This window comes from Streptomyces cyaneofuscatus (assembly GCF_000718135.1).
In the GTDB taxonomy this organism is placed as follows: domain Bacteria; phylum Actinomycetota; class Actinomycetes; order Streptomycetales; family Streptomycetaceae; genus Streptomyces; species Streptomyces cyaneofuscatus.
On the sequence record NZ_JOEM01000001.1, the window covers coordinates 609,606 to 631,603 of the forward strand.

The 21,998-nt window shown below is 73.3% G+C and carries 25 protein-coding genes and 1 pseudogene; 5 read left to right on the forward strand and 21 right to left on the reverse strand.

Translation table 11 applies throughout. The annotated features are described in order from the left end of the window. Window positions 1-2: 2 nt before the first annotated feature. Genes IF17_RS0102860 through tsaB form a run of 4 tightly spaced genes read right to left on the reverse strand, consistent with a single transcriptional unit; the run spans window position 3 to window position 2,543 of the window. Window positions 3-272: a hypothetical protein gene (locus IF17_RS0102860; protein ID WP_030561814.1), complete on the reverse strand. Its 270-nt coding sequence runs from the start codon at window positions 270-272 to the stop codon at window positions 3-5. Next, the gene (tsaD, locus tag IF17_RS0102865) at window positions 269-1,378 is read right to left on the reverse strand and encodes a tRNA (adenosine(37)-N6)-threonylcarbamoyltransferase complex transferase subunit TsaD (protein ID WP_030561816.1); all 1,110 of its coding nucleotides are present in this window, start codon (window positions 1,376-1,378) and stop codon (window positions 269-271) included. Before tsaD ends, IF17_RS0102860 begins: the two co-directional genes overlap by 4 nt. Further along, a complete protein-coding gene (gene rimI, locus IF17_RS0102870; protein WP_030561818.1) occupies window positions 1,378-1,896 on the reverse strand; it encodes a ribosomal protein S18-alanine N-acetyltransferase in 519 nt (172 codons plus the stop codon). The genes tsaD and rimI overlap by 1 nt, the downstream gene beginning before the upstream one ends. Further along, window positions 1,893-2,543: a tRNA (adenosine(37)-N6)-threonylcarbamoyltransferase complex dimerization subunit type 1 TsaB gene (gene tsaB / locus IF17_RS0102875; RefSeq protein WP_030561820.1), complete on the reverse strand. Its 651-nt coding sequence runs from the start codon at window positions 2,541-2,543 to the stop codon at window positions 1,893-1,895. The genes rimI and tsaB overlap by 4 nt, the downstream gene beginning before the upstream one ends. A 217-nt stretch (window positions 2,544-2,760) precedes the next feature. On the opposite strand from tsaB, the gene IF17_RS0102880 reads away from it, so the two are divergent. After that, window positions 2,761-3,309 carry a hypothetical protein gene (locus tag IF17_RS0102880; RefSeq protein ID WP_030561822.1) on the forward strand — a complete coding sequence of 183 codons (549 nt, stop codon included), beginning with the start codon at window positions 2,761-2,763 and terminating at the stop codon, window positions 3,307-3,309. A 21-nt stretch (window positions 3,310-3,330) separates the two neighbouring features. Here IF17_RS0102880 and IF17_RS0102885 read toward each other — a convergent pair whose 3' ends face one another. The 8 genes from IF17_RS0102885 to glmS form a co-directional block, all read right to left on the reverse strand. Next, window positions 3,331-3,528 carry a hypothetical protein gene (locus IF17_RS0102885; RefSeq protein WP_030561824.1) on the reverse strand — a complete coding sequence of 66 codons (198 nt, stop codon included), beginning with the start codon at window positions 3,526-3,528 and terminating at the stop codon, window positions 3,331-3,333. Between the two features lie 97 nt (window positions 3,529-3,625). Next, the gene (gene tsaE / locus IF17_RS0102890; RefSeq protein WP_051883853.1) at window positions 3,626-4,216 is read right to left on the reverse strand and encodes a tRNA (adenosine(37)-N6)-threonylcarbamoyltransferase complex ATPase subunit type 1 TsaE; all 591 of its coding nucleotides are present in this window, start codon (window positions 4,214-4,216) and stop codon (window positions 3,626-3,628) included. Next, window positions 4,185-5,393: an alpha/beta fold hydrolase gene (locus tag IF17_RS0102895; RefSeq protein WP_051883854.1), complete on the reverse strand. Its 1,209-nt coding sequence runs from the start codon at window positions 5,391-5,393 to the stop codon at window positions 4,185-4,187. The genes tsaE and IF17_RS0102895 overlap by 32 nt, the downstream gene beginning before the upstream one ends. A gap of 35 nt (window positions 5,394-5,428) precedes the next feature. Continuing rightward, window positions 5,429-6,598: an alanine racemase gene (gene alr, locus IF17_RS0102900; RefSeq protein WP_030561830.1), complete on the reverse strand. Its 1,170-nt coding sequence runs from the start codon at window positions 6,596-6,598 to the stop codon at window positions 5,429-5,431. Window positions 6,599-6,658: 60 nt separating this feature from the next. After that, window positions 6,659-7,039 (reverse strand): DUF488 domain-containing protein, encoded by a 381-nt coding sequence (locus IF17_RS0102905; protein ID WP_030561832.1) that lies wholly within the window; start codon window positions 7,037-7,039, stop codon window positions 6,659-6,661. 62 nt (window positions 7,040-7,101) lie between these two features. Continuing rightward, window positions 7,102-8,556: an NAD(P)H-hydrate dehydratase gene (locus tag IF17_RS0102910; RefSeq protein ID WP_030561834.1), complete on the reverse strand. Its 1,455-nt coding sequence runs from the start codon at window positions 8,554-8,556 to the stop codon at window positions 7,102-7,104. 100 nt (window positions 8,557-8,656) lie between these two features. Beyond that, a complete protein-coding gene (locus tag IF17_RS0102915) occupies window positions 8,657-9,025 on the reverse strand; it encodes a holo-ACP synthase (RefSeq protein ID WP_030561836.1) in 369 nt (122 codons plus the stop codon). 53 nt (window positions 9,026-9,078) lie between these two features. Continuing rightward, window positions 9,079-10,926 (reverse strand): glutamine--fructose-6-phosphate transaminase (isomerizing), encoded by a 1,848-nt coding sequence (glmS, locus tag IF17_RS0102920; protein WP_030561838.1) that lies wholly within the window; start codon window positions 10,924-10,926, stop codon window positions 9,079-9,081. A gap of 171 nt (window positions 10,927-11,097) precedes the next feature. On the opposite strand from glmS, the gene IF17_RS0102925 reads away from it, so the two are divergent. Continuing rightward, complete coding sequence (locus tag IF17_RS0102925; protein WP_030561840.1) at window positions 11,098-11,319, forward strand: type II toxin-antitoxin system VapB family antitoxin; 222 nt, start codon at window positions 11,098-11,100, stop codon at window positions 11,317-11,319. Further along, window positions 11,316-11,726: a PIN domain-containing protein gene (locus tag IF17_RS0102930; protein WP_030561842.1), complete on the forward strand. Its 411-nt coding sequence runs from the start codon at window positions 11,316-11,318 to the stop codon at window positions 11,724-11,726. The genes IF17_RS0102925 and IF17_RS0102930 overlap by 4 nt, the downstream gene beginning before the upstream one ends. Window positions 11,727-11,795: 69 nt before the next feature. Here IF17_RS0102930 and IF17_RS0102935 read toward each other — a convergent pair whose 3' ends face one another. The 4 genes from IF17_RS0102935 to IF17_RS0102950 form a co-directional block, all read right to left on the reverse strand. Beyond that, on the reverse strand, window positions 11,796-13,181 hold the full coding sequence (locus IF17_RS0102935) for a M14 family metallopeptidase (RefSeq protein ID WP_030561844.1): 1,386 nt from the start codon (window positions 13,179-13,181) through the stop codon (window positions 11,796-11,798). A gap of 120 nt (window positions 13,182-13,301) precedes the next feature. After that, window positions 13,302-14,768 (reverse strand): helix-turn-helix domain-containing protein, encoded by a 1,467-nt coding sequence (locus tag IF17_RS0102940; protein WP_030561846.1) that lies wholly within the window; start codon window positions 14,766-14,768, stop codon window positions 13,302-13,304. A 76-nt stretch (window positions 14,769-14,844) separates the two neighbouring features. Further along, window positions 14,845-15,651: an SAM-dependent methyltransferase gene (locus tag IF17_RS0102945; RefSeq protein ID WP_030561848.1), complete on the reverse strand. Its 807-nt coding sequence runs from the start codon at window positions 15,649-15,651 to the stop codon at window positions 14,845-14,847. Continuing rightward, a complete protein-coding gene (locus IF17_RS0102950) occupies window positions 15,626-16,495 on the reverse strand; it encodes a helix-turn-helix domain-containing protein (protein WP_030561850.1) in 870 nt (289 codons plus the stop codon). Before IF17_RS0102950 ends, IF17_RS0102945 begins: the two co-directional genes overlap by 26 nt. Window positions 16,496-16,918: 423 nt before the next feature. Between IF17_RS0102950 and IF17_RS0102960 the strand changes: the two genes are divergently transcribed. Beyond that, entirely contained in the window at window positions 16,919-17,323 is a 405-nt protein-coding gene (locus IF17_RS0102960) for a hypothetical protein (RefSeq protein WP_030561854.1), read from the forward strand. Between the two features lie 101 nt (window positions 17,324-17,424). After that, window positions 17,425-17,895, forward strand: a complete 471-nt coding sequence (locus tag IF17_RS0102965; RefSeq protein WP_030561856.1) for a DUF5707 domain-containing protein — start codon at window positions 17,425-17,427, stop codon at window positions 17,893-17,895. 208 nt (window positions 17,896-18,103) lie between these two features. Here the strand turns inward: IF17_RS0102965 and IF17_RS0102970 are convergent, their stop codons facing one another. The 5 genes and pseudogenes from IF17_RS0102970 to IF17_RS01000000136100 all read right to left on the reverse strand — a co-directional run bounded on the left by IF17_RS0102970 (window position 18,104) and on the right by IF17_RS01000000136100 (window position 21,603). After that, window positions 18,104-19,354: an RNA polymerase sigma factor gene (locus IF17_RS0102970; RefSeq protein WP_032771731.1), complete on the reverse strand. Its 1,251-nt coding sequence runs from the start codon at window positions 19,352-19,354 to the stop codon at window positions 18,104-18,106. Window positions 19,355-19,377: 23 nt separating this feature from the next. Then, entirely contained in the window at window positions 19,378-19,728 is a 351-nt protein-coding gene (locus tag IF17_RS0102975) for a YciI family protein (RefSeq protein WP_030561860.1), read from the reverse strand. Window positions 19,729-19,907: 179 nt separating this feature from the next. Continuing rightward, window positions 19,908-20,312, reverse strand: a complete 405-nt coding sequence (locus IF17_RS0102980) for a type II toxin-antitoxin system VapC family toxin (RefSeq protein WP_030561862.1) — start codon at window positions 20,310-20,312, stop codon at window positions 19,908-19,910. Between the two features lie 9 nt (window positions 20,313-20,321). Continuing rightward, entirely contained in the window at window positions 20,322-20,519 is a 198-nt protein-coding gene (locus IF17_RS0102985; protein WP_030561864.1) for a hypothetical protein, read from the reverse strand. Between the two features lie 131 nt (window positions 20,520-20,650). Then, window positions 20,651-21,603, reverse strand: a pseudogene (locus tag IF17_RS01000000136100) (hypothetical protein). Window positions 21,604-21,998 lie beyond the last annotated feature (395 nt).

Consider the following 21,998-nt stretch of genomic DNA (forward strand, 5'->3'; position numbering starts at 1 on the left):
GCTCACCCCACCGCCTCGAACCGCCACCGGTGCACCGGCCGGGTGATCAGGGCGGCGTCGGGCTCGGGGAGTTCGGGGAGGTCGTCGGCGTACGACGCCTCCTCCCACCACGTCATGACCAGCACCCGGTCCTGCGGGGCGTGCAGCAGTTCGCGGCGGGCCGGCTCGCGCGACAGCTCGGCGGCCCGGGCGCGGGCCCACTCCAGGAGCTCGCCGCCGCGGCCCTCCACGGCGCGCGCCTCCCACATCAGGACGATGGTCGCGGCGCTCATGAGTACAGGTTGTCCTTGCTGATCTCGTGCACGTGGTCGTGATCGTGCGCGTGCTGGTGCTTCCCCGGTACGTGCGGCTCCGTCACCGGCAGCGACGAGTCCGCCGACAGCTCCAGGTCGGAGGGGCGCCGGTTGCGGGCGACCATCTCCGCGCCGAGCGCCGCGACCATCGCGCCGTTGTCCGTGCAGAGCTTCGGGCGCGGCACCCGCAGCCGGATTCCGGCCCGCTCGCACCGCTCCTGCGCCAGCGCGCGGAGCCGGGAGTTGGCCGCCACCCCGCCGCCGATCATCAGGTGGTCGACGCCCTCGTCCTTGCAGGCGCGCACCGCCTTTCGCGTGAGCACGTCCACCACGGCCTCCTGGAAGGACGCCGCCACATCCCGTACCGGCACCTCCTCGCCCGCCGCGCGCTTCGCCTCGATCCAGCGGGCGACCGAGGTCTTCAGGCCGGAGAAGGAGAAGTCGTACGGGGCGTCGCGCGGGCCCGTCAGACCGCGCGGGAAGGCGATGGACTTCGGGTCGCCCTCCTTCGCGAAGCGGTCGATGACCGGGCCGCCGGGGAAGCCGAGGTTCAGCACCCGGGCGATCTTGTCGAACGCCTCGCCCGCCGCGTCGTCGATGGTCGCACCGAGGGGGCGGACGTCGCTGGTGATGTCGGGGGCCAGCAGGAGCGAGGAGTGGCCGCCGCTGACCAGGAGCGCCATGGTCGGCTCGGGCAGCGGGCCGTGCTCCAGCTGGTCCACGCAGATGTGCGAGGCGAGGTGGTTGACCCCGTAGAGCGGCTTGTCCAGGGCGTACGCGTACGCCTTCGCGGCCGAGACGCCGACCAGCAGCGCACCCGCGAGCCCGGGGCCGGAGGTGACGGCGATCCCGTCGAGGTCGCGGGCGCTGACCCCGGCCTCCTTGAGGGCGCGCTCGATGGTGGGGACCATCGCCTCCAGGTGGGCGCGGGAGGCGATCTCCGGGACGACGCCGCCGAAGCGGGCGTGGGTGTCGACACTGGAGGCGACGGCGTCCGCGAGCAGGGTCGTCCCGCGCACGATGCCGACGCCGGTCTCGTCGCAGGAGGTCTCGATGCCGAGTACGAGGGGTTCGTCGGCAGCCATCATTCAGTCCCGGTCTCTTGTGCGTTTTCCGCTACGTGTTCGTGCATGGTGAGGCGCATGACGAGCGCGTCGATGTTCCCCGGCTGGTAGTAGCCGCGCCGGAAGCCGATCGGCTCGAAGCCGAAGCGCTCGTACAGCTTCTGCGCCCGCAGGTTGTCGACCCGGACTTCGAGGAGCACGGTGGCGCACTCGAAGGCGGTCGCGGCCTTCAGCAGGTCGGCGAGGAGTTCGGAGCCGAGGCCGGTGCCCCAGGCCTCGCGGCTGACCGCGATGGTCTGGACGTCGGAGAGGTCGCCGAGGGCGGCGAGCCCGGCGTAGCCGGTGATCCTGCCGGTGGCCGGGTCCTCGGCGACGACGTAGTGGCGGGTGGCGCCGGGGCCGCGGGCGTGCGCCAGCTCGGACCAGAACATGCCGGGCGACCAGGCGTCGTCCGGGAACAGCGCGTGTTCGAGCTCCAGCACCGGGGCAATGTCCCACCAGCGCATCTCGCGCAGTACGGCGGCGGTGGCGGCGCTCACTTCGGGGTGACCACCTTGTAGTTCTTCGGGACCTGCGCGTCGGGCCGGCGCAGATAGAGCGGCTGGGGCTCCAGCAGCTCCTGCCCGGCGGCGAGCCGTTCGGCGGCGAGCCCGGCGAGCGCCCCGGCGGCCACGTGCTCGGGACCGCGCGCGTCCGGGAAGGCCTCCGGGTAGAGCACCGCGCCCTGGCCGACCACGGGGAGCCCGGCGAGTGCCTCGGCGATGTCGGCGGGCCGGTCGACGGCGGGGTCACCCGTACGGGTGCGGGCGTCCTCGTACCGCGCCCAGTACACCTCCTTGCGGCGCGCGTCCGTCGCCACGGCGAAGGGCCCTTCCAGGCCGCCTTCCTGCCCGGCGGCGTACGCCAGTCCGTCCAGCGTGCAGATCCCGTGTACCGGGACGGCGAGAGCGGAGCCGAAGGTGGCGGCGGTGACCAGGCCGACCCGCAGCCCGGTGTAGGGGCCGGGGCCGACGCCCACGACCACGCCCGTCACGGCGTCGAGTTTCACCCCGGCCTCGGCGAGGACCCGGTCGACGGCGGGCAGCAGCAGTTCACCGTGCCTGCGGGCGTCGACCTGGCCGGAGGAGGCGATGACGGACGCACCGTCGTGCAGGGCGACGGTGACGGCGGGCGTGGCGGTATCCATGGCGAGCAAGAGCACGCAAACAGCCTACGGCTCCGCCGACGGCGGTACGGCGTCCGTACGGCGTCCCGGCCTGCCCGTCCGCTGCTGCTACCGTCACCGGGTATCCACGGGTACGACGTAAACGCTTGTACGACAACGCTTGTACGGCAACGTTTGTACGACATGCGGCGGACGGCCGCCGAAAGGGGAGTTCACGGTGTCAAGGGGAAGCTCGGGAATGGTGGCCGGGCTCACTGCGGCGGCGGTCGTCGCGGTCGCCGTCCTCGCCTACCAGGCATCGGCGAACGCTCCCGATTCGGTGGCGTCCTCCTCCTCGGCCACCCCGAAGGCCTCGGCCTCCGCCCCCGCTCAGCCCACCGCGAAGCCGAAGCCCACGAAGGACGCCCTCGCGGTCCCGGCCGACTCGGACACCGGTGAGCGCGTCGTCTACGCGCTGAAGGACCGGCGGGTGTGGCTGGTCGACGGCAACGGGAAGGCGCTCCGTACGTTCACGGTGATGCCGAGCCCCGTGAGCCCGCCGCCGGGCGTCTACCAGGTCACCTCGCGCTCGGGCACGGTCCAGGGCTCGGACGGCATCCCGATCGAGCACGTGGTGCGCTTCGCCAACGTCGGCGAGGTCGCGGTGGGCTTCAGCGCGGCGCAGGACGGGTCGATGCAGGCCCCGGACCCGCAGTCGAAGACCGGCGGCGTACGGATGAAGCGGGCGGACGGCAACGCGATGTGGACCTTCGCGACGGTCGGCGCCAAGGTGGTCGTCGTCCCGTAGCCCGTGGGGCGCGGCGCGTTCCTATGCGGCCCGGCGGCGGACAGCCCGGTCCGGCGTGCTCTCCCCGTCCCCGTCCTCGCCCCCGTCGGCCGCGTCCGGATCGCTCGGTGGGGTGGAGACCGCGGTGGCCGCCGCGCTCGCGGCCAGCAGGTCCTTCATGGACAGGGCGGACGGCGTCGGCTGCTGCCGCGGCTGCTCCGCACGCTCGGGCGTCGGCATGGATGCCTCCTGGGGGCTCCGGTGGAGGTCGTGGTTAGGTAGACCTAACCCGGTCTCGTACCCATGTGACCACGACCACGGTCCCGTGCGCAACAATTTACCGACAGCCCGTCGGGAAGGCGACCTCCGCGTCACTCCCCGGCTGCACCAGGTCCTCGCGCAGCCCCTTCCAGCGGTCCCCGATGCCCACCAGGGTCACCTCGCGCCGCTCGTCGTCCGTGTCGCCGGTCGCGCGGTCGATGAGCACGCGCAGCCGGTCCTCGGAGAGCTCCTCCACCTTGCCGTCGCCCCACTCCACGACCACCACCGACTCCGGCAGCGACACATCGAGGTCCAGGTCCTCCATCTCGTCGAGCCCGCCGCCCAGGCGGTACGCGTCGACGTGGACCAGGGCCGGCCCTTCCACCAGGGAGGGGTGGACGCGGGCGATGACGAAGGTGGGCGAGGTGACCGCGCCGCGCACGCCGAGGCCCTCGCCGAGTCCCCGGGTGAGCGTCGTCTTCCCGGCGCCCAGCTCGCCCGTGAGCATGACCAGGTCGCCGGGGGCCAGGACGCGGGCGAGGCGGCGGCCGAGGTCCTGCATCTGCTCGGGCGACTCGACGGTGACGGTCACGGTGACGGCCTCGGGGAGGTCCGTGGGGGCGCCCGGAACGGTCTCAGCGGCCGGGCTGCTGTGCGGTGCTTCCATGCTCGCCAACGTTAGCGGCAGCCACCGCCCCGCCGCGTACCAGCAGGTCGGCCAGCCGGTCGGTGACCGTCTCGGGGTGCTCCAGCATCACCAGGTGCCCGGCGTCCGGCACCAGGATCAGCTCGGCCTCCGGCAGGACGTCCGCGATGGCCTCGCTGTGCGAGCTGGGGGTGACCAGGTCCTTCTCGCCGGCCAGGATCAGCACGGGCACGTCCCGGAAGGCGGGCAGCGCGCCGCTCTTGTCGTGCTCGGTGAAGGCCGGGTAGAACTCGGCGACCACGTCGATCGGGGTCGACTCGATCAGCCGCTCCGCGAACCGGGCGACCGCCGGGTCCACGTCCCGCGAGCTGAACGAGTACCGCTTGATCAGCCCGGCGAAGAGGTCGGCGGTGGCCCGCCGCCCCTTCTCCACCAGCTCCGCCTGCGTCCCCAGCGCCCGCAGCACCCCCGGCAGCACCCGGCGCACCGCGCGTACGCCCGCCACCGGCAGCCCGAAGTTGACCTCGCCGAGCTTGCCGCTGGAGGTGCCGACGAACGCCACGGCGGCGACCCGGTCGCGGATCAGGGCCGGGTACTGGTCGGCCAGCGCCATCATCGTCATGCCGCCCATGGAGTGGCCGACGAGCACGATCCGACCCTCGGGGGCCGCCGCGTCGATGACGGCCTTGAGGTCGCGGCCCAGCTGGTCGATGCCGACGGCCACGCCGTCCGCCTGGGCGCGCCCGCGCTCGGAGCGGCCGTGGCTGCGCTGGTCCCAGTAGACGGCGCGGACGAGGCCGCGCAGGGCGGCGCGCTGGAAGTGCCAGGAGTCCTGGCCGAGGCAGTAGCCGTGGCTGAAGACGACGGTGACGGGGGCGGGTGCCTTGCGCCCGAAGAGCCGGCGGCGGCGGTTGCCTTCGGAGCCGGTCCCGTCTTCCGGCTGCGCGGGCTCGACCTCGTCGACCTCGTAGTACAGCTCGGTCCCGTCGTCGGCGACGGCCCGGCCCGGCGTCCCGCGCAGCGAGCCGTAGGGCCCGGTCGCGTCCAGCGCGAGGCGGGCCTTCTTGCGCATCCCGCGCCCGACGGTGAGCCGCTCCACGGCGACCCCGGCCGCCGCACCGGCGGCGAGCACTCCTATCGCGGCCCCGGCGACGCCCGCCCGGCGCCATCCGGGTGCCGTCGCGGCGGCCACCGCCATGACCTCTCCCGCCGCCGCCCCCACGCTGCTCTCGCTCACGGTCCCGTGCCCCCGCTCGGTTCTGCCGTCCCGTTCACGTACACCCTCGGTACCCGGCTGCCGATCCGGGTGACGATCTCGTACCCGATCGTGTCGGCGGCCAACGCCCAGTCCTCGACGCTCGGCTCGCCCCGGTCGCCCGGTCCGAACAGCACGGCCTCCGCGCCCGCTTCGGGCCGGTCGCCGCCGAGGTCGACGACGAACTGGTCCATGGCGACGCGGCCCGCCGCCGTACGGACCGTGCCGCCGACCAGGACGGGTCCGCGCCCCGACGCGTGGCGCGGGATGCCGTCCGCGTACCCGACGGGGATGAGGCCGAGCGTGGTCTCGGCGGGGGTGGCGTAGTGGTGGCCGTAGCTGACGCCGTGCCCGGCCGGGACGTCCTTGACCAGGGCGACGGCGGCGGCGAGCGTCATCACCGGGCGGAGCCCCAGCTCGGCGGGGGTGCCCAGCTCGGGGGCGGGCGAGACGCCGTACATCGCGATGCCGGTCCGTACGAGGTCGAAGTGGGCCTCGGGGAGGGTCAGCGTGGCCGGGGAGTTGGCCAGATGGCGCACCTCGGGGTCGACGCCCTCCTTCTCGGCGTACGCGACCATGTCCCGGAAGGCGGCGAGCTGGGCGGCGTTGGCCGGGTGGCCGGGCTCGTCGGCGCAGGCGAAGTGGGACCAGAGGCCGGTGATCCGGATGGTGCCGGTCCGCTCGGCGGCGCGGGCCTCGGCGACGAGTTCGGGCCAGTCGGCGGGCTGGCAGCCGTTACGGCCGAGGCCGGTGTCGGCCTTGAGCTGGACGCGGGCCGGGCGGTCGGCGGAGGTGGCGGCCGCGACGACCTCTCGCAGCGCCCACAGCGCGCTGACCGACACGTCGATGTCGGCCTCGATGGCCTCGCGCCAGGGCCCGCCCGGCGTCCAGAGCCAGCACATGATCCGGCCGTCGAGCCCGGCGGCCCGCAGGGCGAGCGCCTCGTGCGGGGTCGCGGTGCCGAGCCAGGTGGCCCCGGCCTCGCGGGCGGCCCGGGCGCAGGGCACGGCGCCGTGCCCGTACCCGTCGGACTTCACCACGGCCATGAGCTGTGCACCGGACGCCCGCTCGCGCAGGGCGCGCACATTGGCGCGCAGCGCGGCGAGGTCGATCTCGGCACGGGCTCTCAGGGACGCTGTCTCGTTCATCGCGCCCAGTCTCTCAGAGGCGCCCGCCACCTCCCCGGCAGTGCACGCCGGTATCCACACCTATGTACGTTTCATCACATGCTGGAGGTGGTCGACCAGGACGGGCACATGGCTGTCGGCGACGTCCTTCACGGCGGTGATCAGCGTGACGGGACCGCCCGCGCGCACGATTCCCGCCAGCCGGTCGACGGCCTCGGTGTGGGCCGGGTCGTCCAGTTCGGTGCGGTAGCGGTCGACGAAGGTGTCGTGGCGGGCGCCGGAGCGGTCCTGGTGGTACCAGGAGCGCAGCTCGTCCGACGGGGTGATGTCCTTCAGCCACACGTCGATCGCGGCGCGCTCCTTGGAGACGCCGCGCGGCCAGAGCCGGTCGACGAGGACGCGGGTGCCGTCGCCGTCCTCGGGCGGGTCGTAGACCCTGCGTACGCGTACGAGGTCGTCCATGGCCTGAACCGCCCTTTCGCCGGGGCCTCGGGGGCCTTCGGGGCTTCCACCTTCGCCGCGCCTCACCCCGCCCGCACGTCGCGCCAGGCCGCCGGGATGCCGTGCGCGACGTCCTGGGCGGAGACCGGGGCGCCGTCGGAGCCGTGCCGGGCGGCGAGTCCGTGCAGGTAGGCGCCGACGGACGCGGCGTCGCGCGGGGCGAGTCCGGCCGCGAGCAGCGACCCGGTCAGCCCGGAGAGCACATCGCCGCTGCCCGCCGTGGCGAGCCAGCCGGTCCCGGTCGGGTTGACCCGTACGGGGGTGTCGCGGGCCTCCGCGACCAGGGTCGTGGAGCCCTTGAGGAGGACGGTGGCGCGGTAGCGGGCGGCCAGCTCCCGTACGGCGGCGAGCCGCCCGGCCTCCACCTCCTCGCGCGCCACGCCGAGCAGGGCGGCGGCCTCCCCGGCGTGCGGGGTCAGGACGGTGGCGGCGGTCCGGGTGCGTACGGTCTCGGGTTCCAGCAGCCGCAGCCCGTCCGCGTCGACCAGTACGGGGACGTCGGCGCCGAGCACGTCGGCGACGGCCTCCTCCGCCCACCGCCCGTCCCCGAGCCCCGGCCCGATCACCCAGGCCTGCACGCGTCCGGCCTTCGACGGCGGCCCGGCGTGCACCAGCGTCTCCGGGAAGCGGGCGATGACCGCGTCCGCGCCGGGCCCGACGTACCGGACGGCCCCGGCCCCGCCGTGCAGGGCGCCCGAGACCGCGAGGACCGCCGCGCCCGGGTAGCGCTCGGACCCGGCGACGACGCCGACGACGCCCCGGCTGTACTTGTCGCTCTCGGCCCCCGGGACCGGCAGCAGCGCCGCCACGTCCGCGTACTGGAGCGCCTCCAGATCCGGCGGCTCCGGCAGCTCAGGACCGAGCCCGATGTCCACCAGCCGCAGGGCGCCCGCGTGTTCGGCGGCCGGGTCGATCAGGTGGCCCGGCTTGTACGTGCCGAAGGTGACGGTCGCGTCGGCGCGGACGGCCTCCCCGTGCACCTCACCACTGTCGGCCTCGACCCCGCTGGGCAGGTCAACGGCGATGACGGGGGTACGACCGTGCTTCCGGGTCACCGCCCGCAGCAGGGCTACGGCGTCCTCGCGCAGGCCGCCGATCCCGCCGATCCCGGTGATGCCGTCCACGACGAGGTCGAGGCTCCCCAGCCCGTCCGGCCCGTCGGCGACCTGCCCCCCGGCGGCCAGGAACGCGGCGAGGCCGCCGGCGTGCGCCCGGTCGGGCGAGACGAGGAGGGCGCGCACTCCGGCGCCCCGCCGGGCGAGGCGTGCGCCCGCGTACAGGGCGTCGCCCCCGTTGTCGCCGCTGCCGACCAGGAGCAGGACCCGGGACCCGTACACCCGGCCGGTGCGCCGCAGCAGATCCCCGCAGGCGGCGGCGAGGCCGGCGGCGGCGCGCTGCATCAGGGCGCCTTCGGGCACCCGCTTCATGAGGGCGGCCTCGGCGGCCCGTACGGTCTCCACGCTGTAGGCACGTCGCATACGGCCCACCCTCCGCGATCACGACGGCTGACGCCACCCCCGCAGGCCCACGCGCTGTGCGGCCCTCACCCCTCCGCGATCACTCACGACCGGAAGCGGTTCACCCCTCCGCGATCACGACCGCCGACGCCACCCCCGCGTCATGGCTGAGCGAGACGTGCCAGCCGCGCACGCCCAGTTCGGCCGCGCGGGCGGCCACCGTGCCGCTCACCCGCAGCCGGGGCTGCCCGCTCTCCTCGACCCAGACCTCCGCGTCGCTCCAGAGCAGCCCGCCCGGTGCGCCGAGGGCCTTGGCCAGGGCCTCCTTCGCGGCGAACCGGGCGGCGAGCGAGGCGATGCCGCGTCGCTCGCCGCTCGGCAGCGTCAGCTCACTCTCGACGAAGAGCCGGTCGGCCAACTGGGGCGTACGCTCCAGCGCGGCGCCGAACCGCTCGATCTCGGCCACATCGATCCCGACCCCAATGATCACGAACCCACCCTCGCCATCCCCATCGGTTCATCACCCGGGGCGCGCGCCCCGGCTCACTCCACGGTCACGGACTTCGCCAGATTGCGCGGCTGGTCCACTTCGTTGCCACGGGCCGTCGCCAGCTCGCAGGCGAAGACCTGGAGCGGCACCGTGGCGACCAGCGGCTGAAGCAGCGTAGGCGTTGCGGGGACGGTGATGAGGTGGTCGGCGTACGGGACGACGGCCTCGTCCCCCTCCTCGGCGACGACGATGGTGCGCGCGCCCCGGGCCCGGATCTCCTGGATGTTGGAGACGATCTTGTCGTGGAGGACGGAACGCCCGCGCGGCGAGGGCACGATGACGACGACGGGAAGGCCCTCCTCGATGAGCGCGATGGGCCCGTGCTTCAGCTCCCCGGCCGCGAACCCCTCCGCGTGCATGTAGGCGAGTTCCTTGAGCTTGAGCGCGCCTTCGAGGGCGACCGGGTAGCCGACGTGGCGCCCGAGGAAGAGGACGGTGTCGTGGTGGGCGAGGGAGCGGGCCAGCGCGCGGACGGGCTCCATGGTCTCCAGTACGCGTTCGACCTCGCCGGAGATCGCGGAGAGCTGGCGCACCACCGTACGGATCTCGTCGCCCCACTTGGTGCCCCGCAACTGGCCCAGGTACAGGGCGACGAGATAGCAGGCGACGAGCTGGGTGAGGAAGGCCTTGGTGGAGGCGACGGCGACCTCGGGCCCGGCATGGGTGTAGAGGACGGCGTCGGACTCACGGGGAATCGTCGAGCCGTTGGTGTTGCAGATGGCGAGCACCTTCGCGCCCTGCTCGCGGGCGTGCCGGAGCGCCATCAGGGTGTCCATGGTCTCGCCGGACTGGGAGATGGCGACGACGAGGGTGCGCTGGTCGAGGATCGGGTCGCGGTAGCGGAACTCGCTGGCCAGCTCGGTCTCGCAGGGCAGCCGGGTCCAGTGCTCGATGGCGTACTTGGCGATCATCCCGGCGTGGAAGGCGGTCCCGCAGGCGACGATGACGACCTTGTCGACCTCGCGGAGTTCGGCGTCGGGGATGCGCACCTCGTCGAGGCTCAGTGACCCCTCGCCGTCGATCCGGCCGAGGAGGGTGTCGGCGACGGCCTGGGGCTGGTCGGCGATCTCCTTGAGCATGAAGGAGGCGTAGCCGCCCTTCTCGGCGGCGGAGGCGTCCCAGTCGACGTGGTACTCGCGCACCTCGGCGAGGTCCCCGTCGAACCCGGTGACGGTGACGCCCTCGCGGCTCAGCTCGACGACCTGGTCCTGGCCGAGCTCGATGGCGGACCGGGTGTGCGCGATGAAGGCGGCGACATCGGAGGCCAGGAACCACTCGTCCTGCCCGACCCCCACCACGAGCGGCGAGTTGCGCCGGGCGCCGACCACCACTTCCGGCTGGTCCGCGTGGACGGCGACCAGGGTGAAGGCCCCCTCCAGCCGCCGGCACACCTGCCGCATGGCGTCCGCAAGGTCCCCGCCCGCCGAGAACGCCTCGGCCAGCAGATGCGCGACGACCTCGGTGTCCGTCTCCGACCCCAGGGCGTGCCCGCGCCCGGTCAGCTCGCGCCGCAGGGCCGCGAAGTTCTCGATGATCCCGTTGTGGACGACGGCGACCCGGCCCGCGTTGTCCAGGTGGGGGTGGGCGTTCACGTCGTTGGGCGCCCCGTGCGTGGCCCACCGCGTATGCCCGATCCCGGTCCGCCCGGCCGGCAGCGGCCGGGCCCCCAGCTCCTTCTCCAGATTGACGAGCTTGCCCGCCTTCTTCGCGGCGGCGAGCCCGCCGTCCGCGAGCACGGCGACACCCGCCGAGTCGTAGCCCCGGTATTCGAGGCGCTTGAGTCCCGCGACGACGACGTCCTGCGCCGACTGACCACCGACATAACCCACGATTCCGCACATAGCGGCACCCTAAGGCCGGAAGCCGCCCCGGGTCAGGAACGCGGACGACACACGATTCCCCCGAGGCCGGGGCGGTCGGCAAGGCCGTCGCCGAGCGCTGGTTCAGCTCGCGCGAGGAATGTTGGTGGCATACAATTCTTTGTACATGACCCACACGAAGGGCGGCCGGACATGTCGGTGACCCAGATCGACATAGACGATGAAGCTCTGGAGCGGGCGATGGCTCTCTCCAAGGCCCGGACGAAGAGGGAGACCGTCAACCTCGCCCTCCGCTTCTACGCCGAGCAGCAGGAGCGCGGGGCGCGGATCAGCCGCCACTTCGAGCGTGCACGCAACTGGGGCGCGGTCGAGGACGCCGAGCGGCGGCACCGGGCGGAGAAGGACGGTCAGTGATCTACCTGCTCGACACCTCGGGCCTCGTACGGCTGCTCTCCGACACCACCCTGCAGTCGGCGTGGTCCGATGCGATCGAGGCCGGAACGGTCGCCTCCTGCTATCCGCAGCGAGCGGAGTTCCTGTACGGCGCCCGCGACGCACGCGAGTACGACGAGATCGTCGAGATGTTCACCGACCTCTACCCGGACGTCTCCGTACCGAAGAGCGCCGGGCGCTGGATCACCTCGGTCCAGCACCGCATGGCACGCGCCGGGCAGCACCGGAGCGCTTCCGCCGTGGATCTCGTCATCGCCGCCACGGCGGCCCATCACGGCCTGACGGTTCTCCATGACGACCTCGACTACCGTACGGTCGCCCGGCACGCCCCGGATCTCGGCGAACACAGCGTGCACGACGTGGCCTGAAACTCCGGTGCGGGCCCGAGCGGGGTTCCGCACCGGAGCAGGTTCAGGCCGTGACGAGCATCCTCGTCACTAGCAGTACTGCGCCTCCTTGCCGATCGACCGGTACATGCAGTCCGCGTTCTCGATCAGTTGGAGCACCGCGTCCCGGTTGCGGGAGGTCTCACGCTCGATGACCTCGTCGGGCGGGTAGAAGCCGCCGCCCGAGGCCGAGCGCGGGAACATCTCGAAGGTGTAGCCGAAGATCTTCTGCGAGCCCCACAGCCAGTCGTCGATCGAGCCGTCCGTGATGTAGAGGTCACTGGACTGCTCGGCCGTGTACCCGTTGCTCGCCGCCATCTTCTGGCCCACCGCCGCGAACGCGTTGCGGTCGTCGGCCGTCATGCCGGGGGCCGTGTCGTTGTACGTGTAGCCGAACGGCCAGAGCACCAGCTCGCTGTACGTGTGGAAGTCGATGGCCGCCGTGATCTGCTGCTTCCCGCCGAGCACCCGGCTGCGTACGAAGTCCGCCACGACCTTCGTCTCGGGCGCGGACTCGGCGGCCCGGCCCCGGTAGGTGTCCGAGGACGGGCTGGAGGAGGAGCCGCCGCAGCAGCCCCACTTGAAGGCCCAGTTGCGGTTGAGGTCGGTGCCCACGGCGGTGGAGCCGGAGTTGGGCTGCCGGTTCTTGCGCCAGCTGCGGTACGAGCCGGAGGCGATGTCGTACTCGCCGCCGTCCGGGTTCATGTCCGGGATGATCCACAGCTCGCGGCCGTTGACCGCCTGGGTGATCCGGGAGTCGCTCCCGTACCCCGCCGCGAACTCGCGGAGCAGGTAGAGCGACATCTCGACGGTCAGGTGCTCGCGGGCGTGCTGGTGGGCGGTGAACAGGACCTCGGGCTCGGCCTCGTCGGTGGCCACGTTGTCGCTGATCTTGATCGCGACGATGTCGCGGCCCTGGTAGGTCTTGCCGATGACGCGCTTGCTCATGATCGAGGGGTTGGCGGCGATTCGGGCGTCGATGGCCGCCGTCATCTCGGCGTAGTTGTGGTAGCGGGAGTCGGCCGGCGGGAAGTCGAGCGCGCCGACGCCTTCCTCGCCGTGGGCATGGGCGTCCGGTGCGGGCAGCGCCTCCAGGAGGTGGCCTTTGGCCCGGAGCTGCTTGGCCTGGGCGGTGCTGGCGCTGATCACGATGCCGTGGTCGTGGACCTCGTCGATGGTGACGCCCGCGCGGAGGATCTCGGTGCGGACGGCCGGGGTGGTGCGCCCGGTGATCTCGTACTGGACCGGCCGCTCGGCCGTCGCGACGACCGTCTTCCGGGCGGCGGGCTCGGCGGTGGCCACGGCGGACGCCGGGGCGGCGAGGCCGAGGGCGAGCAGGACGGCGAGGGTGGCGTTCCGCCTGGCCTTCGTCCTGGTCGCGCCGGTCTTCGTTCTGGCCTTCGCCGAGCGGGATTTCCGTGTGTTGGCGAGTCGCATGCTGGCAGTCTCCTGAGTCCGTCGGGGTGGGGGGTGGAGCTGTGCGACGGGCACAGGATGGAGCTATGTCATGAGCGGGTCAAGGTGGAGTTTTCGGCCACTCCCGCACCGCGCCGGTGCTCACAGGCGGCGATAGGTGCGGCCGCCCCGCCGGGGCAGAGCCCGCGGGTCGTCCCCGTCCTTCGCGGTGGCTTCCAGGGCCAGGTGCAGTTCGGCCCGGACGGCGGCATCGGTGAGGTTCTGCCCGAGGCGCTCGGCGCACCGGGTGAGCCAGGTCGTCAAAGTGGTGCGGTGGACGTGCAGTTCGGTCGCGGCGGGGGCGGTTCTGGCGTGGTGGCGCAGCCAGCAGGCGAGCGCGATCCGCAGGTGGGGTTCGAGCCCCCCGACCAGGCCGACGGCCCAGGTGCGGGCCGCTTCGGTGTCCAGGATCCCGCCGGGCAGCGTCTCCGGCCGGGCCGGGCGGTCGCTCTCCGGACGGCCCTCGCCCTCCCCCTGGCCGTCGCCCCGCGTGGGCGCGCGGAGCGCCAGCAACAGATGCGCCTGCACGGTGATGTCGTCGAGGTCCGCGCCCAGCAGGGCGGCCACGCCGCGGAGCCGGGTGCGGACGGTGCCGGGCGAGAGCCCGAGCGCGGTGGCGGCGCGGGGGGCGCTGCCGGTGCGGAGCCGGACCAGGAGCAGGTGGCGTTGGTCCGGGGTCAACGGGCTCAGCACGGATCGTGCCCACGCGGTGTACGGGCCAGGGGGGAGCAGGCGGGCCAGCTGAGGGGTGCCGACGGCGTCGGCGGGGACGATGCGGTGGGCGGGGGTGGCGCTGTGCCGGGCCGCCGCCGCGTCGGCGTGGGCGGTGGGCGTCTCGGCCAGGGGCAGCGGCCCGGCCAGGCCCGCCAGGAGGTTGTGGCGTTCGCTCACCCGGGAGACCAGGCGCAGGACCCGCCCGTCGTCGCTGCCGTGGTGGAGCTCGGCGACCAGGAGCTCGCCGTCCACCTCGCCGATCAGGGCGCAGGCGCCGCCGTGTCCGGCCAGGGACGGGCGGACGGCCCGCCAGAGGACCTGGTGGGCGGTGGGGATGTCGGGGCCGGTGAGCCGGTAGAGCGTGACATGCGTGAGTCCGCCGGCCCGCACGGTGTCGGTGACGGAGGTGGTGTGCCCGGCCAGAAGCAGCCGGAGCAGCGTGCTGTGCAGCCGCATCTGCTCGGCGCGCAGCTCGGCGGCGCGCTGCCCGCGCACCTCCAGGAGGGCCGCGGTGGTGGTGGCGACGAGCCCGACGTGTTCGGCGTTCATGGTGGGCGCCGGATGCAGGACGAGGACGGCTCCGGCCGCCGGGCGCTGCACATGGTGCGGGTGGTCCTGCGGATGGGCCGCGGCGTGGACGCCGTCGGCCGCCGCGGTGGCGGGCGTGCTGTAGACGGCCCCGGCGATCGGGTCGGCCAGCACCGCCGCCCCCTGGACGAGCACGGCGGCCTCGCTGACCAGCTGCGCACCGGACCGCGTCGCGGCCCGCAGCAGCCGGTCAGCCATCGCCTCCCGGACCGTACGGGAGTCCCCCGGGCCCGCGGCGTCGGGTCCGGTCGGGTGTGTGGTGCTCATACCGCGCCCCCTCGGCGTACGAACGCGCGCCGCGCACCTGCGGTCCGGGTGCGCGGCGCGGCGATGACGGGCACGGTCAGGGAATGCGGGCGACGGCTCCCCACCCGGCCCGGCCGGTGGTGGTGCCGGTGTTCGCGTCGGGCCGCCAGTTCGGCCAGGACACCATCCCCGGCTCCACCATCTCCAGCCCGTCGAAGAACGCGATGGTGGTCTCCGGCTCACGGAAGATGTACGGGATCGCCCCGCTGCTGTTGTACTCGTCCTGGACCACCCGGTGGGCCTCGTCCGAGGCGGTGGAGTGGGACAGGGACAGATAGCTGCCCGAGGGCAGCCGCGCCACCAGCCGCCGTACCAGCGACAGCGCGTCGTCCCAGTCCACGATGTGCCCGAGCACGTCGGAGATGACGAGGGCGACGGGCTCGTTCAGGTCCAGGGTCTTCGCCGCGCCCTCCAGAACCGCCTCCGTGTCCCGCATGTCCGCCTCCACGTACGCGGTCGCGCCCTCGGCGCTGCTGGTCAGCAGCGCGTGGACGTGCAGCAGCACCAGCGGGTCGTGGTCGACGTAGACGATCTTCGCGTCCGGGGCTATCCGCTGCGCGACCTCGTGCGTGTTGTTCGCCGTCGGCAGGCCCGCGCCGACGTCCAGGAACTGCCTGATCCCGGCGTCCCGGGCGAGGTAGGTCACCGTACGGCGCAGGAAGTCACGCGACTCCTTCGCGAACGTCTCGATCAGCGGGTACTTCTCCCGGTAGGCGTCGCCCGCGGCCCGGTCCGCCGGGAAGTTGTCCTTCCCGCCGAGCCAGTAGTTCCACACGCGCGCGGAGTGCGCGACGCTCGTGTCGATCTGCGCGGGCAGTTCAGCCCCGTTCCCGGTCGTACTCATCCTGCAGAACCTCCCTCGTTCGGTCCGGACGCATCGCCATCACACACGACACGTCCAGCATCGCTTGGTATTCCTGTACGGGCGGACCGCTGTCCCACACCTCCGCCGTTCCCGGCAGCCCGCCCTCGCGCACCACGTGATCCGCGATCTCCCGGATCTCCACGCGGTACTGACTCAGTGCCGGAACCCCGGTCAGCGGGTGGGGCGGTGCGTCCTCGGCATGGAGCTGCACCATCACATCCCGCCGCTCCGCGGCCTCCTGGAGCGCGGCGAGCTGTTCACGCATCACCTCGCCGTCGCCGACCCGGCAGCGCAGCGCGGTGACCGGCAGCACCGCCCACACCCGCGCCTGCTGCTCACGCAGCCGCCGCTGACGCATCACCAGCAGATCCGCGCGCCGCCGCCGGACCGCGGGGTCCAGCCCGGGCCGCAGGGCGGCGTCCACGGCCATGGCGTACGCCGGGGTCCGCAGCAGCAGCGGTACGAGCGCCGGATCCCAGGTGCGCACGATGCTGGCGGCGGACTCCACGCTCATCAGGTCCATGAGCCAGGGGTCCATCGCATCGCGCCACGGATGCCACCAGCCGGGCATGTTGGCCGCGTTGAGCCGGCCCATGATGTCGTCGGTCTCGGACGCGCCCGCCCCGTACCGGTCGAGCAGCGCGGACACCTGCCCCACGTCCAGGGATGTCTGCGCCTGCTCCAGCCTCCGCAGCGTCGACGGGTGCCAGCCGAGCAGCTTGGCGGCCTGGGGCACGGACAGGCCCGCCCCTTCCCGCAGGTGCCGCAGCCGCGCCACCAGGACCAGGTGCTGTGCTGTCCGGCCCGACCTTTCACGTGCCACCGCTCGTCCTTCCGCTCCGGCCCGACATCCGACAGTTCACGCAGCCTGCGCGCAGTGCACACAGCGCACCTTGCGACGATCGCGCGCCGCTCCCATGGTGAGTATGTCTGTCCCCACCGACCACAACGCGGCGGAGCGTTGTCACCGCCTCTCGCACTCCTCGCGGAGCACTTTTTGGCCACCTCGATCCTCGATCGACCACACGCCCGCGCACCCCGGATCAGCCACCTCCTCGCCCGCCGCGCCATCACCACCTTTCCACGGGACCGCAGTTGAACGACCGGCGCCCTCCTCGCCCGCCGCCTCCTTCCTCGCCCCCGAGCGCCCCCGGGCCTGGCCGGGCCTCCCCGGCCCCTGCCTCCCCGGCCCCGCCCCCGCCCCGAACTCGACGGTCCCGTACGCCCGCACTCTGGAGCCCGCCTCATGAACCGCCCGAACTTGACCCACCCGGACCCTCGCCCCTCCGTCGCCCCCGCCCCCGCCCTCGCCCCGCCGAGGCAGCTCCCCCGGCGCCCCCTGGACCTCCGCGTCCGCACCCGGCGCATCCAGGTCGAGGAACTCGTCGTCGACGACCCCGGCAAGGTCCTCGACCACGCCCAACGGGCCGCCCTCACCGCCCCCGACACCGCCGCCGTCCTCGGCCACAGCCCCACCACCCCCCTCACCCTCCCGGCGGCGGCGGCCCTGCTCTGCGCCCTCCACGAGCCGGGCGAACTCGCCGCGATGGGCCTGCGCCTCACCCGCCACACCACCCACGTGACCGCCTCCGACCAGCAGACCGAGCCCGTCTCCCTGGAGCTGTCGTACGCCCCTGAGTACGAGGAGTGAGTACGCGCACCCACGCCCGGGCCCTCCGGTCGCTCCACCATGGACACGGCGCAGCGATCAACCGATGACCTGACCGGCCATCACTTCACCGAGGAGCTCACATGTCCCAGCGTGCCGTCACCATCTCGGCCCTCGCCGGTGCCGCCCTGCTGGCGGGAGCGGGCGCCTACGCCTTCGCCGGGGAGACCGGGGGCAGCGGGAGCACCGGGCCCGAGGTGACGAAGGCTTCCGCCGCGTACGTCGCACCGACCGCGGACAAGGACGGCTCGCTCACCTTCACCGCCGAGGTGTCGGATGACACCGGGGTCCGGAACCTGAAGGTGCTGGCCTGGCCCGCGAGCATGACGCCCGCCCCGGACGCGGACGACATGGCGCACGTGGAGTCGGCCGCCTGCGAGCCGTCGGGGTCCTCGGGGGACAAGGCCGCGCTCTGCACGTACACGGTGAAGGTGACGAGCGCCGAGGCGGCCGAATCACCGAACGGCGCGTGGCACGTGGGTGTCCTGGCCTCGGCGGAGAACGGCGGCACGACGTTCGCCCCGAAGGCGGCCGGGTTCACGGTCAAGAGCTGAGGCCACGGTCAAGGGCTGAGGCCACGGTCAAGGCCTGAGGCCACGGTCCAGGCCTGAGGCCACGGTCCAGGGCTGAAGCCACGGCCCTGGGCCGGCGCAACGACCCAGGGCCGAGTTCACGGCCTGCGCGACCCGGGGCCGGCGGTCACCTCCACGGCGAACCCCGTCGACTCGACGTGAAGCACCCCGGGCGGGAGGTGCGGGAGCGTCATCCGCCCTCGCGCCCCTCCCCCAGCTTCCGCCGCAGCGCCGCCCTCTCCGGCTCGGTGCCCGCCAGCTCCAGCGCCTCCCGATAGGCCGCGGCCGCCTCCCCGCCCCGCCCCAGGCGGCTCAGCAGATCGCCCCGCGCCACCGCGTACGGCCCGTACGCCCGCAGCCGGGGCTCACCGCCCAACGCGTCGAGCAGCGCCAGCCCCGAACCCGGCCCGTCGCGCATCGCGACCGCCACGGCACGGTTCACCGCGACCACGGGGGACGGGGTCAGGGTGAGCAGCACGTCGTACAGGGCCACGATCTGCGCCCAGTCCGTGGACTCCACGTCCGCCGCCTCGTCGTGCAGGGCGGCGACGGCGGCCTGCACCCCGTACGGCCCGGCCGGCCCCCCGGTCAGCGCCCGCACCACCAGGGCCCGCCCCTCCTCGATCATCCCCCGGTCCCAGAGCCCCCGGTCCTGGTCCTCCAGGAGCACCGGCTCCCCCTCAGGGCCGGTCCGCGCGCCGCGCCGGGCGTGGACGAGGAGCAGCAGAGCGAGGAGCCCGGCCGCCTCCCGCTCACCGGGGAGCAGGCGGTGCAGTATCCGGGCCAGCCGGACCGCCTCCTCGGCCAGGTCGAGCCGCTGGAGACGGGGGCCGGAGCTGGCCGCGTACCCCTCCGTGAAGACCGAGTAGACGACCTGGAGCACCCCGGGCAGCCGCTCCGGCAGCTCGTCGGGACCGGGCACCCGGAAGGGGATCCGGGCCTCGCGGATCTTCCTCTTCGCCCGCACGATCCGCTGGGCCATGGTCGCCGTCGGCACGAGGAAGGCCCGCGCCACCTCGGGAGTGGTGAGCCCGGCGAGGCAGCGCAGGGTGAGGGCGGTACGGTCCTCGGCGGCGAGGGCGGGGTGGGCGCAGGTGAAGAACAACTGAAGCCGCTCATCCGGCAGTTCACCGGCCCCCGACGGGGCGGGGACGGCCTCGTCCCGCTCCGCGTCGGCCTGGAGGACGGCGAGCCGCGCGGCGTACGCCTGGTCCCGCCGCAACCGGTCCACCGCCTTGCGCCGCGCGGTCGTCAGCAGCCACGCCCCGGGCCGGGCGGGAACGCCCTCGGCCGGCCAGTGGCGCAGGGCCGCCTCGATCGCCTCGGACGTCACCTCCTCGGCCAGGTCGAGATCCCCGAACCGGCGTACGAGGGAGGCGAGGAGCAGCCCCCGCTCCTCCCGGAACACCGCCTCGACGGCAACCTGCGCCTCCCCCGGCACCGCGCCCTCCTCCACCACCGCTCTCAGCCCCCGAAGTCCGCGACCGGCCGGACGACGACCGAGCCGCCGTCGCGTGCACCGGGACAGCGGGCCGCCCAGTCGAGGGCGGCGTCGAGGTCCGGCACGTCGATCACGAGGAACCCGCCCAGCAGCTCCCGCGTCTCCGCGAACGGCCCGTCCGTCACGGTCCGCTCCCCCGCCGGCGAGACCCGCACGGTGGTCGCGGTGACCAGATCGGCCAGCGACTCGCCGGAGACGAGGATGCCCGCGTCGCGTACGTCCTTGTCGTAGGCCATCCAGTCCTCGACGGTGCACTGCGGCGCCCCGCCCTGCTCGTCGACGGCCCCGCTGTGGATCAGCAGCATGTACTTCATGGTCCGACTCCTGTCACCTGTGTGGAGCGCCCGCCGGGTGCGGGTCGCCTTACACGATGACGACGAACGGGACGGCCCCCGATCGACACGCCGCCCGAAACTTTCTTTCGGCACCCGGACCGGACTGATCCGGGGGGCGACATGGCCTGCACGGACCTTGCGGCACTCCTGGCACCCCCTTACTGCTCACCAAGAATGCGCAGCCGGTGGTGCTCCCTGAAATACGCGTAGTCCTTCAGGTTCAGCGTCGCAAGAGGCAGGTCGTAGGTGAGGCAGCAGGCTGCGATCCACATGTCGTTGACCGGCTGGGGCAGCCCGGCTCTGCGTCCTGCCGCAGAGAGCCTGCCCCAGGTCGCGGCCACCGCCTCGTCAGCGGGCAGGACGGGAATCGCGGAAATCCAGTCGGCAAGCTCCTGGCGGCGCGGGCCGCTCCAGTTCCGGATCTCCGCCCACTGCGTCAGCTCGCCGAGGGTGACGAAGGTGATGAGGGGTCTCCGGCCGATCAGCCGTGTGGCGAGGGGGCCGGTGAGCCTGCCCTTATGGGTCAGCGAGCTGACATCCGTATCCAGGACAACAGGTTGCATACCGGCGGCTCAGGCGACGTCGCGTCGGCGCTCGGAGTAGGTGAAGGCCACAAACTCCTCGACCTCCTCGTCCGTCCCGAAAGTCTCGGCTGTGAGGTCGTCCAGGGACGCGATCGGTCGTGTCCCCTTCGCAGCCAACAGTTCCTCGACCGTCTGTCGCGGGCGGGCCGGCGGGTGGATCGGCTGCTCGGAATCCGCAGAACTCATGGCATGCACCTCTCCGCTGGTGACGGTCACGACCCGTCGGAGCCCATGATAAAGCTGGGCGGCATCGACAGGCCCTCGCCGGGCATCCACCCGGTTCACACGTGCAGGCATCACTGACTTCCTCTTCTCTCTCACGCGCTCAGGGCGAACGGCTCGGCCCCCTCCGCACGGGCGTCGCCGCACCCCCGGCACACCCCCGCCACCGGTGACCGGAACGCCCGGTCGCAGTCCTCGCAGTTCTGGAGGGGGATGACCGGCGCCGCGACGGACAGCGGCGGCGGGAGAAGCGCGACAGGCGGTGGCGCAGCAGCTTCGCGGGGTGCCGGAGGGGTACGGGCGGGTCATCGGTGAGCGCCTCCCGTACGGCCTCGGGCCGCATCCCCCGCTCCAGCCAGGCCGCGACGCCGGGAACGAGCCGCCGCACGTCCTCCTCGGACAGGACGAAGACAGGCGCCGTACGCCGCAGCCCGGCCAGCAGGTCGGCCGCCGCCGCGTACAGCGCCTCGGTGGGACGGCACGGACCGGGCAACGGCGGGGGCGGCGGCTTCGGCGCGGTGGGCGGCGGCACGAGCCGCGGCGCGGGGGCGGGTTCCTCCGGTACGGGTTCGGCCTCAGGCTCCGGTACGGGTTCGGGCTCCGGTACCGGCTCGGCCTCAGGCTCCGGTACCGGCTCGGCCTCCGGCTCCGGTACCGGCTCGGTCTCAGGCTCTCGTACGGGAGCCGGGTCCGCCCGCCGGGCCGCCGCCTCCGGGTGGTTGTACGACTCCGTGCGCGTGGCCACCCGGCCGCCCCGCACGCGCTCCCGGGTGCGGCGCAGGAATCCGTGCCGCTCCAGCTCGCGCAGGCCGGCCGCGATGGCCGCCTCGCTCTCCGGGAAGATCGCGGCGAGCACCTTGATGCCGATGCGCTTCCCGGCGGGCAGCGACTGGATGCGGGTGCCGAGGCCGATCGCCAGCAGGGACAGGTCACGGTGCTGGGAGAGGCGGTTGGAGATGATCGAGTAGCCGTCGGTGAGGCGGATGTTGATGTGGACGACGCCGGAGGACGGGGCGCGCAGGGGCGCGCTAATCTGCTGGGTACCCATTGGGAAGCCGTTATCTTCCTCGGTGGTCAGGCCTTCGGTCGGGATGCCAGTCCCGGCCGGGGGCCGTCTCATGTCTGTGGTGGTGGTCAGCGTGAGCATATGCCCGCCAACAGGGCCAAAATCCAGCCCGGTTGGCACAGTCCACCCGTGTGAGTGACGGCGCCCTCGCGCGCATACGCGCGCTCTCGCGCGTCCAGGGGTAGCCGACGGCCGTCAGGGTTGGGTTGGGTTATTTCCCCAGTAATCAAAAGCAAGTAATCAAAAGCTTTTACGTCGCAGCCGGCCACGACGCGGTCCACCTCGTCGCGGTCCACCACGTCGCGGCCAGCCGCGTCCCGGTCCACCACGTCGCGGCCAGCCGCGTCCCGGTCCACCGGGTCGCGGCTGCCGCGACC

Excerpts from the sequence above, each read along its gene's own strand:
- IF17_RS0102860 (WP_030561814.1), bottom strand. The coding sequence starts at position 272 with ATGAGCGCCGCGACCATCGTCCTGATGTGGGAGGCGCGCGCCGTGGAG.
- tsaD (WP_030561816.1), bottom strand. The coding sequence starts at position 1,378 with ATGGCTGCCGACGAACCCCTCGTACTCGGCATCGAGACCTCCTGCGAC.
- tsaB (WP_030561820.1), bottom strand. The coding sequence starts at position 2,543 with ATGGATACCGCCACGCCCGCCGTCACCGTCGCCCTGCACGACGGTGCG.
- IF17_RS0102880 (WP_030561822.1), top strand. The coding sequence starts at position 2,761 with ATGGTGGCCGGGCTCACTGCGGCGGCGGTCGTCGCGGTCGCCGTCCTC.
- IF17_RS0102885 (WP_030561824.1), bottom strand. The coding sequence starts at position 3,528 with ATGCCGACGCCCGAGCGTGCGGAGCAGCCGCGGCAGCAGCCGACGCCG.
- tsaE (WP_051883853.1), bottom strand. The coding sequence starts at position 4,216 with ATGGAAGCACCGCACAGCAGCCCGGCCGCTGAGACCGTTCCGGGCGCC.
- IF17_RS0102895 (WP_051883854.1), bottom strand. The coding sequence starts at position 5,393 with ATGGCGGTGGCCGCCGCGACGGCACCCGGATGGCGCCGGGCGGGCGTC.
- alr (WP_030561830.1), bottom strand. The coding sequence starts at position 6,598 with ATGAACGAGACAGCGTCCCTGAGAGCCCGTGCCGAGATCGACCTCGCC.
- IF17_RS0102905 (WP_030561832.1), bottom strand. The coding sequence starts at position 7,039 with ATGGACGACCTCGTACGCGTACGCAGGGTCTACGACCCGCCCGAGGAC.
- IF17_RS0102910 (WP_030561834.1), bottom strand. The coding sequence starts at position 8,556 with ATGCGACGTGCCTACAGCGTGGAGACCGTACGGGCCGCCGAGGCCGCC.
- glmS (WP_030561838.1), bottom strand. The coding sequence starts at position 10,926 with ATGTGCGGAATCGTGGGTTATGTCGGTGGTCAGTCGGCGCAGGACGTC.
- IF17_RS0102925 (WP_030561840.1), top strand. The coding sequence starts at position 11,098 with ATGTCGGTGACCCAGATCGACATAGACGATGAAGCTCTGGAGCGGGCG.
- IF17_RS0102935 (WP_030561844.1), bottom strand. The coding sequence starts at position 13,181 with ATGCGACTCGCCAACACACGGAAATCCCGCTCGGCGAAGGCCAGAACG.
- IF17_RS0102940 (WP_030561846.1), bottom strand. The coding sequence starts at position 14,768 with ATGAGCACCACACACCCGACCGGACCCGACGCCGCGGGCCCGGGGGAC.
- IF17_RS0102945 (WP_030561848.1), bottom strand. The coding sequence starts at position 15,651 with ATGAGTACGACCGGGAACGGGGCTGAACTGCCCGCGCAGATCGACACG.
- IF17_RS0102960 (WP_030561854.1), top strand. The coding sequence starts at position 16,919 with ATGAACCGCCCGAACTTGACCCACCCGGACCCTCGCCCCTCCGTCGCC.
- IF17_RS0102965 (WP_030561856.1), top strand. The coding sequence starts at position 17,425 with ATGTCCCAGCGTGCCGTCACCATCTCGGCCCTCGCCGGTGCCGCCCTG.
- IF17_RS0102975 (WP_030561860.1), bottom strand. The coding sequence starts at position 19,728 with ATGAAGTACATGCTGCTGATCCACAGCGGGGCCGTCGACGAGCAGGGC.
- IF17_RS0102980 (WP_030561862.1), bottom strand. The coding sequence starts at position 20,312 with ATGCAACCTGTTGTCCTGGATACGGATGTCAGCTCGCTGACCCATAAG.
- IF17_RS0102985 (WP_030561864.1), bottom strand. The coding sequence starts at position 20,519 with ATGAGTTCTGCGGATTCCGAGCAGCCGATCCACCCGCCGGCCCGCCCG.